We start from the raw sequence: 14623 nt of genomic DNA on the forward strand, positions 1-14623 counted from the left end.
TTCCCGACATAGTTATTATAGAGCCATATTATTTATCTTCGTATTCTTTTTCTCTTTGGGATTCCTGCATATATTGTTTTATTTCGTCGGTATTCTTTTTCAATTGTTCTTTCAAAACGCCTTTGCTCTTCTTGTCGGAAATTCTGTCTTTAAGCGACGGCAGTATATCGGCTTTAATAAGCATAATAATTTCTTTTGTTGTTAAACTTTTCTGCTCGTAACCGAATATATATCTCAATCCCAGAACCCACCAGGGGAGATCTTTCAGGATTGGGACGCCGCGTCTGTCCGAAGTCTCTTCGTTAACGTAGAGTCCTCCGATAGCAGTTTCTTCACCGTCGAGCAGAAGCACACTTGTTTCTGCAGTTGTCTTACGAATTTCGGTTGTAATCGTTCCTGGATTAGCCGAGCTTCTTTCAACTTTCAGCTTTAGGTAAACATAATCTATTCCGTCTTCTGTATAGATATAAGGAGTAACTTCGATAATTGTTCCGGTTGAGTAGAATCGGTCAATAATATTCCCTGCAAAATCGCGTTCTTTAATTGAAATATCCGAGCCAACCTGCGTCCTGCCTTTAACTCCGTTTACAGTGCTAACAGTAGGACGTGAAATTATTTTCCCGAGATTTTCTGTTTCGAAAAATCTAAACAAAGCCGTTGCGTCTCCTTCAAATTCACCCATTGTAAACTGTGATTTAGTTTCGATACCGAATTCGGGCGGTTGCTGCTGCACTTGAGTTGTTGTGGTTGAAGATTGCTCCTGTTGTTCCTGTAATGTTACCAATTTACCACCAATTGATAAGCCGCTTCTCGACAGAAGGAATTCCCAGTTGATTCCTCGTTCTCTCATATCGGCTACATTTGCCTCGAAAAGAAGTGCAGAAATTTTAACTTCCCTTTCGTCGACGGGGGCATAAATTTCTTTTGAAAGTTCAGCTTTAGCGTCGTCTTTTTTCTTGACAATTATTGTCGATTCGGTCTCCTCAAACATTAAATTATTGTACTGAACTATGATTAACAATGCTTTTTTGTACTGAATATTTTTCAGTTCTATTCCGATTGGTTGATTGATTTCTACAGTTGATACGATTTTTTTACCAGTAATTTTCTGGCTGACTGCGCTCAGCACTTCAATTGCCTGATTAAATGTAATATTCTCCGAAAGTGTAACAAGTTCTTCAGGGTTGACATAACCTTTTAATTTCTCCTGCAAATCTATTTGTGCATGCAGCAACGCTGAAATCAACATGACCGATATAAAAATTAACCTTTTCATTTTATTTACTCTTTTTATTTTCTTTTTCGAGTTTTAGAGTAACCGTTTCGACAATGCCGCCTTTATTGAGGATAAAGTTGACCTGATTGTTATCGTAGTCGATCTTTGTAAGATAACCGAGATAAACTTTGTCACCTTCCCATAATAGATAAGTATTTCCGCTTGCATCTGAAAGGAACGCCCCATCGGGAATTAATGCCAGCAGCGAAGCCGATTGTACATCCAGCAGTCCATCTACATTCGGTGGAATTTCATTGCGTATCAAAGGATAAAATATATCATATACTGGATTTGGTGTTAAACTATTTTCAGCATAATCTTTAACATAAAAGCGATCGTCATTCGAAAAATAGACATTCACTGTAAATTTATACGAAACGAGATAATGCGGAATCCCATCCTTATCCACCTGGACATTGTTTGCCATGTTGAGATCACTAATTTTCTTTAACATCTTGCTCTCTTCGATTGCATAAATCAATCGATTTAAATCATTGAAGGTGGCAACTCCACTTAATTTATATACATAATAATTGAGTTGACTTCCAGTCTCAGTTCTGTCATATTCGATATTAACGTATGAATAAGGCGAAAATGTGAATGATATTTTATTAACAAAATCATAGAAATCCGACTGCGACAGATTGAACGGAACATTATATTTTCTATTCGATAAAATTGAATCGAGTTTTGCAACTTTATCTTTCAAGAGGACCAGTTGTTGTTCAAGTGTTTCAGTATCGAGCTGAAAGAGTGTCAGATCTTTAATTTTTTTCTGTCTATCCTCAATTTTCCCTTTTAGATAAACATAGTTAAACAATGAGCCAACAGCTACAACACCTATGAAAATTGCAAGAATTATAACCGTATTTTTTACTTTGAGGCTCATTGAATTGAACTCTTCTTTTCATTGAGTTTAAGATTAATTATGAATGAGAAAGCCGACTTTTCCCGGATTGTTTCCGAATTAATATTTTTTATAACTGCAGTCGGATAGTTTTGTGCAAATTCTGTAAGTACACTTCTTGAAAGAGAAAAGCCATAAATGATTATATCGCCTTGATTAGGATTTTCGAATTTCGATATCCAGAAATTTCTTCTCCGTTCCATAAAATCCGAAATTGCTAAAAGATTTTCGTTCCAGATGCCGGCATTTACTGTAGCAGAATCGAGTATCGACTGGGTTGCGTCAAAATTGTTGATTCGATTTTGAAGAGGAGTAATTTGTTCGATCAATGCTTGATTTTGCATCTGTTTCTGGTTTAGTCGAGCAATTTCTAAATCGAATTCATTAATTTTTTGCAGATTAGATAGACTTTCAAATGTAAAGAAAAAAGTAGCGGCAAATAGCAATGGCATTACAGCATAACTGTGCCACCCAAACTGAAGAAACTTTTGATTTTCCTGAATATAACGCGGCAGTATATTAATTCCGACGTGCTTTTTCTCAAGTTCGTCAAAATATTCGACGGCTGCAGAAATTGGGATGGAGTAGAGTGCCAGCTCTTTCTGAACCTCTTCACTTAACTCGGAAATATCGATATCCTCAAATTTCATTTCACTTACATTTGCTTCTGGAAATGTACCATAAAAAGAGAGAATAAGATTTTCGGAACGGTCTTCTCCGCACAAAATAATATTGTCGAGTTTTGTTATACCACCATTTTCCATTTCGAGCAAAATTTTTGAAAAGTAAACATCGTATGTATGCAAATTTGTGAGGCCTACGTCGAGAGTTGCTCCGATGTGCTTTAATTTATTTCCTTCGAGGAAAATCAATTTACTGGTTTCCCTTCCAATATAAATTATCAGCGTATTGTCCTCAGGGAAAAAGTTTCCGTTTTTTGCCACATAATATGCCAGCGATAATTCAGCCGGCTTAATTGCTGGAATTTTTAAATAACGCCTCTTATTAAAGTTTGCCAGGCGATTAATAAGATTAACGGCCGGAATCTCTCCTTCGAGAAATACGCTAAGTAAAGTCTTCTCGTCAAATTCTGTGTAACCAAGCATGTCAGGGCTTACTTTTACGCCTTTCGAATTCTCTATATCGGAAATAATTGCCTGTAATAACTTCTTCTTATTAGTATCAGCGGGAAGTTCAGAGAAGTGATAATTAGCCGTCGGTTCGCTCACTACAGGCATAAACTGAACCTGTGAAAGCTTGATGCCCGAGAGTATTGAATTTAGTTGCGACATATCCGAAACGTCGCTGCCTTCGCTTTCAGAATCAGCTATGTTTGCCAATTCATCGAATGAAAGGTCCTTATCTGCAGCGGGAGTTTCCAGATCGAGCATATAATTGCCTGTGCCAGCTCTGCCCGGCGCCGATACAGAAAGAGACATTACGCGCAATACTTTGACAGATTCTTTCTCTTTTTCGAGCAATGCGACTTTTGCATTACTACTTTCCGTATAAACACTCAGTAGATATTTCATATTATCACGCTTTTAGTAACTGCATAATTCGAGTTTTATTATTAGCGTATGCAATTGCATTTTCCTTCGAAATCTTCCTTTCGGTATAAAGTCTCAACAAATCCTGTTCCAGAGTAATCATTCCCTGCTGAGTACCCTGATTAATCATCATATATATTTCGCTTGTATTATTGTTCTTTATTGCGGCTTTAACGCTGGGCGTAACAATCAGTACTTCTTTGGCAAGGACACGTTTACCATCGAGACTTGGAACAAGTTTTTGAGATACGACAGAAATCAATACATCGGCGAGACGATTTCTAACACGTTCCTGTTCAGATGGATGAACTTCGGCAATTATACGATCAATCGACTCAACCGCTGAAGATGTATGTAGAGTCGAGAAAACTTTATGGCCGGTATCGGTTACTTCGAGGGCAGCCATAATTGTTTCAGGGTCTCTCATTTCGCCAATTACAATTATATCGGGATCCTGACGCAAAGCCTGAATTACGCCATCCTTAAATGAGAGGACATCTCTTCCTACTTCGCGATGTTTTATAATAGATTTTTTTGACGTATGAACATATTCAACAGGCGATGCAATGATAACGATATGACATGGGTCGAACTGATTATGATAATCGATAATAGCGTCGAGAGTGGTAGATTTACCCGAACCAGTAATACCTGTAACGAGCGAAAGTCCGAATTTGATATAATTATGGCTCATTGCTCTAATGGCAAGAGGATGAAATTCGAGTGAATTCAGAGGTCTAACTTTAGCCTGTATTGCTCTCATATTAAGAGCAAGCGTATCGAGGTCGAAATATGCATCGGCACGAAATCGTACGTTTCCATTTTCTTTTTCATAAAAGAATGTATAACTAAAATCGAGATTACGTTCTGTAAGTAGAATCTGACGTTGATTTGGATTTAATAGCGACATAATCAGTATTCCTGCTTCGTCAGGAGTCAATTGCGGTAAATCCTGCACACGTTCTTTATTGCCATAAATTCGAAACCAGACGTATCCTTGAGTTCCAAATCCGCCAATCTCAACGTCCGATGCCTCTCGCTCCAGCATCAGCGTAAGGATATGATTGGCAAATTTTAACAGCAGGAGTTTTTGTTCATCGTTCAATTTATCGATATGCTCGGCGATAAAGCGCACTCTTTCTGGACCGAAATAAATTTCAGGTATCTTTGAAACGAATGCAGACAATAATTGTTTAGCTTGTTCTATCATAATTACACAAAATAAGTAAATAATTTATTTTAATCTTCCATTGTAGCGCCAATAACTTCCTGTATAGATGTAAGTCCCAATTTTACTTTTTCGAATCCCGACTCGCGCAAACTTTTAGTACCATCTTTCCGTGCCTGATTTCTGATGGCTTCTTCATCTACTTCGTCTCCTGAGGATACAATAATTTTTCTAATTTCTTTTGTAAAATAGAGCGCCTCGTGAATAGCAAGCCGACCTTTGTAGCCGGTATGATTGCACTTTTCGCAACCCACAGCGTCGTAGATCTCGCAATCCTTCCATTCATCTAAGTCCAGACCTAAAGATTTAATATGCTCTTCGACATTATCCACTTTCTTTTTACAGTTTTCGCACAATCTTCTAATCAATCGCTGAGCTACAATGATATTAATTGCATAAGCAATAAGAAAAGGCTCGATGCCCATCTTATAAAGACGTGCTACGGCGCTGGGAGCGTCGTTTGTATGAAGAGTTGAAAATGTAAGGTGACCGGTATTGGCAAGTTTAATTGCAGTTTCAGCCGTTTCCTTATCTCTCATTTCGCCCACAAGGACAATATCGGGATCGTGTCGCAGGATGGCTCTTATCGCCTGTTCAAAATTCATCTTGTGACCGATTTTCAATTGACGCGCTCCTTCAATTACGTATTCAACCGGATCTTCAACAGTCAGAACATTTTTTGTCGGGTCAATTACTTGATATAGTGCGGCTATTAGAGTGGTCGATTTACCACTTCCGGTCGGTCCTGTCAGAATAACCATTCCCTGCGGTTGTTTAATTGCTTTTTCGAATGCGGTGCGTGCATACCCCGTCAATCCGAGTTTGCTTAAATCGCGTATTACTTTTCGATCGTCGAGTATACGAATGACGATACTTTCGAATTTGTTTCTTAGTTCTGTGCCCACTGTTGGCAATACCGAAACACGAAAACGAATAATATGACCATCGATTTCCCTCTGAATAAAACCGTCCTGAGCTTTTTCGCGTTCGAAACGGTCGAGTCCTTTTGAACGATCTTTAACCACAGCCATAACAGCTTCGGGCATAGTATTTTCCTGTACATGCCATAGCTGCAGTTTACCGTCGATTCTGAAATGGATTTCAGTACGCGTTGCCGATCGGGGAATAATATGAATATCGCTTACTCCTTTTCGCACTCCTTCGACTAAAGCGGCTTCTACCAGATTAATCAACGCGCTTTTATTAATTTCCGCATCGAGTTCTTCTTCATCAATACTGGCTTCGTCCTGAACATGAAATTCTTCTTCGGCTTCCTGAACCATTCTCAAATATTCGTTTTCCGAAGTAATTACCAGATTAATTAGTTTATCGTAATCCTTTTTGCGGAGATAATTTATTTCATATTTCTTGGCATTGAGGGCATAAGCAATTTTTGGTAAATTTCTGTCGGTAGGGTCTACAGCAGCAAGTATCAGTTTATCTTTAATTTTATCGTCGTATTTGAAGGGAATAACTCGATGTTCAAGCAGAAGGCGTTTTAACTCGTCGCCCTGCTTGGTCATCATATTCTTAATTTCGTTAATCCGTTCTTCTGATAGTTCTTCCGGTTTTATGTTGAGTTCCTTGAAAGCGTAGAGTATTGACACTTCACGAAAGATTACGTCGTGTTCAAAACCAAACTCTTCGACCAGAATTTGTGCGAGATTTCGTTTTTTTTGTAGCTGGTCTGCTTCTTTAATTTTAAGAGCCTGCTCAAGAATATTTGCATCGATTATCCCTTTTTTAAGAAGTAGATAACCGATTTTATCAGCCATTTCGAGTTGTGAATCCAGCATAACCAAATACCTTCGTTAAAATTAATTTATCATCCCATCATAGGCGACTTAGGACTTATTGTTGCCGTTTCTGCCGAAATTAGAGTTAAAGCAATCATCACAATCATAATTATCATTGCTATTACTACCTGAATCAGTTCGATTACATTCTTAAGTCTGAACACAGTTTCGCTTTCGTAATAATTGGCAAGTTGCAGAGCAGTATTTTTAATTGTACCGGTTTCCTCGCCGGAATGGAAACGAGAAATGGCGGTGTCGGTAAAAACACCACTTGCCTGAAAGGCATCCGTAACGCCGATACCTTTTTTAATCATCAACGGAATAGCCACATTTTTAATTTGATTTTCAAAATACGAATTTCCGGTGGCTTCTGCAGCAATTCGTATCGGCTCGATGCTTTCTGCCGAGCCGCTGTAAAGAGTATAAAAGACGCGGCAAAAAACTTCAATCGATGTTTTATGTATCAAAGAACCGATCACAGGTATTTTGTACATCAATCTATCGACAATCAATTTTCCTTTTTTGCTTTTAGCAAACTGCCATAAAAAAATGGGCGGTAGAACAGACGCAAGAGTAACCCACAATACATTATCGATCAAAAATTCACTTAACTTAAGCGTTGCGGCTGTCAGTGGCGGCAAGTCAATCTTAAATTTCACAAAAAGTTTTGCCGTTTCAGGGAAGATATAACCGACATAAAACAAAACAGCCAGAAAGAGAACAAATAAAGTAACAAGAGGAGTAATGAGGGCGCTTCTTAAATTCTTTCGAAATTCTTGTTGACGTTCCAAAAACTTTGCAGTGGCTTTATAAATTTCTGCCATATTGCCACTTTTGGAAGCCAGTCCGAGCATATAAGCCGTAAATTTACCGAATATCGATTGATATCTGAGAAACGTAGTCTGGCTATCGGCACCTTTTTTCAGTTCGTTGTTAATTTGTTTTAGTGTTTCCCTGAGTGTTTTGTTTTCAATGTCGTTTATTAGCAAAGTCAGGATTTCACTGTATGGTAATTTTTGGTCCAGTAATTCTGCAGAAATTTTAACAAAGGAAACGATATCCTGCTGTGGCGGTTTGAGATTGAATTCTAATAATTTTTTGTTTACCGAAATTACTTCGTAGCCCAATTTCTGAAGAGCGTTAACCACTTCATCTTTTGAGAAGGCTCTTTGCTCACCTGTAATTGGCTTTTCGTTTCCGCGTCTTATCTTGTAGATATAAGTACTTTTTTTCTGGATGGAGCTGATTTTAAGATTGTGTTTGCCGGCTAATTTATGGATTTTCCTTTTTGCCTCGCTGTAGGAGGGTTCGTTTAGTATGCCAGAAATTGCTTGGCCATTCGGTTTAATTGCACTGAATCTTACCTCAATCATCAGAAATTTTCCACACTTATCATATTAAGAAAGCTGGTAAAACAGTAAATTGTTTTACCAGCATTTTAAAACTAAAATTATAAAAATTAGTTGTTAATAGTTGTTGATGTAATATCACTTGGACCGACAACCATAGTAACCTTAACGGGTGTAGTACCATTGTTACCGGTTTCATTGCCTGTTCCAACTAAAGTAACAGATTGTGCTGATACTGTTGCTGTATAGACGCCATTACCTGTAGTATCAAGTTGAGCGGGAACCGTCCAGCCGGTAAAAGTATTACCCCCACCTCCCAAGGCAGTGGGTTTACGATAGTATTGCTGAGCAAGCGAAGCTAGATTAGTCAAATCTGCAATAACTGCATCTCTGTTTGCCTGCGTGCTGCTTGCGGTAAATACATTAATACCTACAACTACGGCTATACCGACAATAATAACACCGAGTACAATAAGTAATAATTGTTGTTGACCCATAACTTACTCCTTTTGTTTTGTTATTGTTATGTTGAATGTTGATTAAGGATAATACTTCAGAAAAATTTATTGAACATATTAATTAATAATAATTGTTCTGAATGAAGTAGCGCCTATTGAAATTCTCACTTTTATGGAGTCATTAGCTGTAACCACCTCATTTCCCGTACCAATAATCACAACACTATCCTGTCCAACAGTTTCAATTCTGTAGTTTCCATTTGCAGTTACTCTAAGAGAAGGAGGTATCGTCCAGCCAACAAATGAACCTGCACCGCCTCCAAGTGCTCTGGGTTTAAGGTAATATTGCTGAGCCATCGATGCAAGATTTACCAGTTCATTCGTAACGTTGTTTCTTTTGGCTTCAATTGCATTAGCTCTAAAAAGATTTAGACCCATAAAAATTGCTATACCCACTATAATGATTCCAAGTACAATTAAAAGTAATTGTTGTTGTCCCACTCAACTTTCCCGATATTTTTTAGTTATTATCGGTAGCGTTTAATTATTGTTTAGCAAATACCGCACCAAAGCCAAATCGGTAATAATTTCCGATAATGCTCTATGGAATATAAGAAAGGGCGCAAATAAAGCAAAGTTTTTTTTGCGTTTGAGAAGATTTATGATTTTGTGCTGTAAAAATTACATGTAGAATTTTGTTATTTTTTAACAAGATTCAAATTGTAGTTTGAATTTAGAGTTTGATTCGCTCACTTCGTTCGCTCGCAAAGACATGTGTGAGTCATTCCAAAGACAATAATAAGCCAGTTATTAAAAGTCCAGCCGAAGGTGGGACTAAGCAATCTCTTTAGTTTTAAATAAGCCATCTATCTCACGTAGCGGTTGCTGAGTAGCAAAGCGTATCGAAGCAACCGTCAGCGCTCGTCTCGATACGAACTTCGTTCTACTCGACGAGCGATTACCTCCCGGTCGTTGAGCTTGTCGAAACGACCGCTAATGCTCGTTTCGATACACACTTTGTGCTACTTGACGAGCGATGAAATCCGCGGTCGTAATGAAATGTATCGAAATGACAGCTTTTTAGATAAAGTAAACTTTTAGGATTCTTTGGAGTTTGCTTCGCTCACTTTGTTTGCTCGCAAAGACAATTCAGTAAGTGTCATTACGAGGAATCCCCCCGTCTATGGCGTGGGGATGACAAAGTAATCTAAGAAAGCATTTGTTTGAGGCTGCTTCGTCATTTGCCTTTGGCTTATTCTTTCGCAAAGGTGTGGGACATCTGTGTAGGAAGGTTATTATGCTCGTTGTACTAAATCACGAAGACAATCCTACAACTGTCATTGCAAACCCTCACCCATCTAAGGCACGGGAGGGTGAAGCAATCTTCTGCCGGTTTTTACAAGAGTTTGCTTCGCTCGTTTCACTCGCTCGCAAAGACATGTGTGAGTCATTCCAAAGACAATAATAAGCCAGTTATTAAGAGTCCAGCCGAAGGTGGGACGAAGCAATCTCTTGTAGTTTTAAAATAAGCCATCTATTTCACGTAGCGGTTGCTGAGTAGCAAAGCGTATCGAAGCAACCGTCAGCGCTCGTCTCGATACGAACTTCGTTCTACTCGACGAGCATAGAAATCCGCGGTTGCTGAGTAGCGAAGCGTATCGAAGCAACCGCCCTAAGCTCGTCTCGATACGAACTTTGTTCTACTCGACGAGCATAGAAATCCGCGGTTGCTGAGTAGCGAAGCGTATCGAAGCAACCGTCAGCGCTCGTCTCGATACGAACTTCGTTCTACTCGACGAGCATAGAAATCCGCGGTTGCTGAGCCTGTCGAAGTAACCGCCCCAGGCTCGTTTCGATACATACTTCGTGCTACTCGACAAGCGATTACCTCCCGGTCGTTGAGCTTGTCGAAACGACCGCTAATGCTCGTCTCGGTACACACTTTGTGCTACTTGACGAGCGATGAAATCCGCAATCGTTGAGTAATGAAATGTATCGAAATGACAGCTTTTTAGATAAAGTAAATTTTTAGGATTCTTTGGAGTTTGCTTCGCTCACTTTGTTTGCTCGCAAAGACAATTCAGTAAGTGTCATTACGAGGAATCCCCCCTCCTATGGCGGGGGGATGACGAAGTAATCTAAGAAAGCATTTGTTTGAGCTTGCTTCGTCATTCGTCTTCGGCTCGTTCCTCGCAAAGATGAGTGTTATACGTTCACTCGCAGGGACAGGACTTCTTCAGTGCTTACTACGTTCACTTCCTAATACGAATATGAAGCTCGGTCAATTGAGCGTCGTCTACATAAGAAGGTGCGTCGTCCATAAGTGAAATTCCACTGGAAGTTTTGGGAAAAGCAATCACATCTCGAATAGACGATTTTCCTGCAAAGAGCATAACGAGTCGATCGAAACCGAAAGCAATACCACCATGTGGTGGCGCCCCGTATTTGAAAGCATTCATTAAAAAGCCAAATTTTTCTTTTGCTTCTTCTTCACTAATGCCGAGCACTTTGAACATCTTTGCCTGTAAATCGGAATTGTGAATACGAATACTACCACCTGCAATTTCGTTACCGTCGAGCACAAGGTCGTATGCGCGTGCTTTAACTCTGGAAGGATCGGTATCCATCAACGGTATATCTTCGATTCTTGGAGATGTAAAAGGATGATGCATAGCATAATAGCGCTTGGTTTCGTCGTCCCATTCAAATAATGGGAAATCAGTAACCCATAACAACACATGTTTATCGTTGTTTTCGAGCAGATTCATTCTTTTTGCCATTTCGAGTCGGAGAGTACCCATGATAGAAAGTGTCTTTAAGCGAGGACCGGTCAAAAGCAAAAGGAGGTCTCCCGGTCGGGCGTCCATTGTTTTTATCAAATTTAATTTTTCTTCCTCGCTTAAGAATTTAGCAATTGGAGCTTCGAGTTGATTCTCTCTAACGCGCATCCAGATTAACCCGCCGGCGCCTAATTTTTTGGCATAATCGGTCAATGTGTCGAGTTGATTTCTTGTATATTCACCGCACCCTTCGGCTTTCAATCCAGTAATAATTCCGTTTTTCTCGATCGATTCCTTGAATACTCGAAACTCGGAATTTTTGAACACTCCATTTAATGTTACCATTTCAAGTCCGAACCGCAAATCGGGCTTGTCGCTGCCGTACTTCTCCATTGCTTCGTCGAATGTCAATCTTTGAACTGGAACTTTTAATTCAATTCCCCAAATCTCTTTGAAAAATTCTTTCATCAATCCTTCGGCCATTTGGAGTACATCTTCCACGTCGACAAATGACATTTCGACGTCGATTTGTGTAAACTCATATTGTCTGTCGGCTCTCAAATCCTCATCACGGAAACATCGAACAATTTGAAAATAGCGGTCAAAACCCGCGACCATCAAAATTTGCTTATAAGTTTGGGGCGATTGCGGTAGAGCATAAAACTTCCCTTTATGGAGACGGCTGGGCACAAGAAAATCGCGCGCACCCTCGGGTGTCGATTTCATTAGAAATGGTGTTTCGATTTCAACAAAATTATTCGAATCGAAATATCTTCTGGTTATCTGATACATCTTATGACGAAGAAGGAGACTTTTTTGCATCGCTGGTCTGCGTAAGTCTAAGTATCGGTATTTCAATCTGATATCTTCGCTGACGTCAATATTGTCCTCAATCTGGAAAGGAGGAGTATCAGAAGTATTCAGAATTGTAATTTTGTCAACCATGACGTCGATCATTCCCGTTTCGAGCGCAGGATTTTCAGTTCCCTCGGGTCGTTTTCTTACCATTCCTTCGATAGAAATCACATATTCGCTTCTTAATTTTTTAGCTGTTTCATGAGCTTCGGCATTATACCCAGGTTCGAAGACCACCTGAGTTATTCCGTAGCGGTCGCGGAGTTCAATAAAAATAACGCCTCCCAAATCGCGCCGTGTTGCAACCCAGCCATTTAGTACGACTCTTTCTCCAATATTCGATTCTCTTAATTCTCCGCATGTTTTAGTACGTCTTTTAAATTCCATACCGCTATTTTGTCTCCTTAACTTCCTTAAAAATTACGGCAAAAATAACTAATTATTAATGCTATTACAAATAATTTGCACACTAATGCATAATTTTGAAGAAAATACGGTTCACAAAAATTATTATCTTTATATTTGAATTAAATCTTTTCGGTGTAAAAATGAAACATAAAATCGTAGGTAAACAGAAAAATTCAAAATTATGCTTCGTATGCGGGATGAAAAATGACCTTGGACTTAAAGCTCATTTTTATATTACAGAGAGCGGGGAATTAATTGCCTTGTTTAAGCCATGCGAAGAACACCAGAGTTATCCGGGAAGACTTCATGGCGGCGTTGCCACTGCTATTTTAGACGAGACCATTGGTAGAGCAATTTTGAATAAATACGACACCGAAGTTTGGGGCGTTACAATTGAATTGAATGTTAAATTCAAAAAACCAATTCCGCTAAATGAAGAATTAAAAGTAGTAGGTCGAATTACAAATGAGAATAACAGAATTTTTGAGGGCACCGGTGAAATTTATCTACAAAATGGAGATGTAGCTGTCACAGCTTATGGCAAATATTTCAAAGTGCCTCTCGATAGAATTGCAGATTTCGACCCCGTAGAAAACGAATGGAAAATCATCAATAAAGATGATGATCCTGACGAGATTGAAATTTGAGATTCATAAAAGAATTATTTAACACTTTTCAATCGCGGGAAACGATAAATAATTAATAAATAAATCAATAAAAGAATTATACCGTTTAATAACACCGCAGATGGTATTCCCACCAGTTCAGCTTCGCTTCCAATTAAAAGCGAACCAAGAGGAGCAAATGCAAGAAACGAAAAAGTATAAAGACTCATAATGCGTCCCCTGAACTTTTCGTCGACGAGCGTTTGAATGAGGCCATTGCACAAATTGTAAATAACAATCATAAGTCCACCTAAAAGGACAAGTAAAAGAATTGTAAGTAATAAAGACCGATTGAATGAAAACAAAATTATTACAAGAGGAACTGCCAGGATCGCATACGAAAGCAATCTTCCTCTGACAACATATTTATTAATAGTTGCAATTATAAGAGAAAAGATAACTGCTCCAACGCCACGTGCCGACTGCATAAAGCCGTTTGTAGTAGCATCTCCGTTTAGAATCTTTACTGCCCAGGCAGGGAAAATAGTTACAAGTGAAATTCCAAATAAACTTACAGCAGAAACTATTAAAACAAATGCCATAATTGTTTTCTGAGTAAACAAATATTTAAAACCCTCTTTAATATCTTTGAGTACAGAATTAGTTCTGATTGTTTTCTTAATCGACACAATATTCATTCTTAAAAGGCCAATCAGTACGGCCATAAATGATATTGTATTAATAATAAAGCATGCCGCAGGTCCAAGCAACGCATAAATAATTCCTCCCAGTGCAGGACCAATTGAAGTAGCCGTGTTAAACATAGTTGAATTCAGAGCAATTGCATTAACCATATCTTCTCGTGGTACCATATCGTTAACAAAGGCATGACGTGCAGGAGCGTCAAACGTGTTCATCATTCCCATTCCTGCAGCTATTAGTAAAATGTGCCAGCTTTCTATAATTCCAGTAATTGTCAGAAGAGAAAGGATCAACGACAAAACCATCATACCCAGTTGAGTATAAATAAGGATTTTTCTCCTATCGAACCTGTCGGCAATTACGCCGGCATAAAATGTTAAGATCCACGCAGGAATTCCTCCTGCGAAACCGACATATCCAAGAAATGCAGGCGACTTTGTCAGCTCGTAAACAAAAAATGCAAGCGCGGTAGATTGCATCCATGAACCAAACAATGAAATCATTTGCCCCCAGAACCAGATTCTATAATTCCTGTATCCAAGAGCAGCAAATGTATTTTTCAGTCGGAAATTTTTTCTAATTGCCGGCAGGATTCTTTTAGTACTTCCATCTTCCGGTGGTATGATCGGGTATTCCAATTTACTTTTCGACATTGTCAATATCTAAAAAAGAAAATGTAAAAATAGTAAATTGTAATGATTGATGGTAA

At 38.8% G+C, this 14623-nt stretch carries 12 protein-coding genes; 1 reads left to right on the forward strand and 11 read right to left on the reverse strand.

All coding sequences use genetic code 11. The features are described 5' to 3' along the window. Window positions 1–28: 28 nt before the first annotated feature. From ACSSV9_RS01050 to aspS, 10 genes are all read right to left on the reverse strand, one after another. On the reverse strand, window positions 29–1276 hold the full coding sequence (locus ACSSV9_RS01050; protein WP_437345381.1) for a type II secretion system protein GspD: 1248 nt from the start codon (window positions 1274–1276) through the stop codon (window positions 29–31). Between the two features lies 1 nt (window position 1277). After that, a complete protein-coding gene (locus tag ACSSV9_RS01055; protein WP_437345382.1) occupies window positions 1278–2165 on the reverse strand; it encodes a hypothetical protein in 888 nt (295 codons plus the stop codon). Then, window positions 2162–3715, reverse strand: a complete 1554-nt coding sequence (locus ACSSV9_RS01060) for a hypothetical protein (protein ID WP_437345383.1) — start codon at window positions 3713–3715, stop codon at window positions 2162–2164. The genes ACSSV9_RS01055 and ACSSV9_RS01060 overlap by 4 nt, the downstream gene beginning before the upstream one ends. Window positions 3716–3719: 4 nt before the next feature. Continuing rightward, window positions 3720–4943 carry a type IV pilus twitching motility protein PilT gene (locus ACSSV9_RS01065; protein WP_437345384.1) on the reverse strand — a complete coding sequence of 408 codons (1224 nt, stop codon included), beginning with the start codon at window positions 4941–4943 and terminating at the stop codon, window positions 3720–3722. Between the two features lie 29 nt (window positions 4944–4972). After that, complete coding sequence (locus tag ACSSV9_RS01070; RefSeq protein ID WP_437345385.1) at window positions 4973–6757, reverse strand: GspE/PulE family protein; 1785 nt, start codon at window positions 6755–6757, stop codon at window positions 4973–4975. Between the two features lie 29 nt (window positions 6758–6786). Further along, window positions 6787–8130 carry a type II secretion system F family protein gene (locus ACSSV9_RS01075; RefSeq protein ID WP_437345386.1) on the reverse strand — a complete coding sequence of 448 codons (1344 nt, stop codon included), beginning with the start codon at window positions 8128–8130 and terminating at the stop codon, window positions 6787–6789. An 86-nt stretch (window positions 8131–8216) separates the two neighbouring features. Beyond that, window positions 8217–8603: a hypothetical protein gene (locus ACSSV9_RS01080; RefSeq protein ID WP_437345387.1), complete on the reverse strand. Its 387-nt coding sequence runs from the start codon at window positions 8601–8603 to the stop codon at window positions 8217–8219. 78 nt (window positions 8604–8681) lie between these two features. Continuing rightward, complete coding sequence (locus tag ACSSV9_RS01085; RefSeq protein ID WP_437345388.1) at window positions 8682–9065, reverse strand: hypothetical protein; 384 nt, start codon at window positions 9063–9065, stop codon at window positions 8682–8684. A 1199-nt stretch (window positions 9066–10264) separates the two neighbouring features. Further along, window positions 10265–10444, reverse strand: coding sequence for a hypothetical protein (locus ACSSV9_RS01090; protein ID WP_437345389.1), 180 nt, complete (start codon window positions 10442–10444; stop codon window positions 10265–10267). A gap of 372 nt (window positions 10445–10816) precedes the next feature. Next, entirely contained in the window at window positions 10817–12586 is a 1770-nt protein-coding gene (gene aspS / locus ACSSV9_RS01095; protein WP_437345390.1) for an aspartate--tRNA ligase, read from the reverse strand. A gap of 161 nt (window positions 12587–12747) precedes the next feature. On the opposite strand from aspS, the gene ACSSV9_RS01100 reads away from it, so the two are divergent. Next, window positions 12748–13254 (forward strand): PaaI family thioesterase, encoded by a 507-nt coding sequence (locus ACSSV9_RS01100; protein ID WP_437345391.1) that lies wholly within the window; start codon window positions 12748–12750, stop codon window positions 13252–13254. A gap of 14 nt (window positions 13255–13268) precedes the next feature. On the opposite strand, the gene ACSSV9_RS01105 is transcribed toward ACSSV9_RS01100, so the two are convergent. Then, window positions 13269–14567 (reverse strand): MFS transporter, encoded by a 1299-nt coding sequence (locus ACSSV9_RS01105; RefSeq protein ID WP_437345392.1) that lies wholly within the window; start codon window positions 14565–14567, stop codon window positions 13269–13271. Window positions 14568–14623 lie beyond the last annotated feature (56 nt).

Source organism: Melioribacter sulfuriphilus, from assembly GCF_051488685.1.
Lineage (GTDB): Bacteria > Bacteroidota > Ignavibacteria > Ignavibacteriales > Melioribacteraceae > Melioribacter.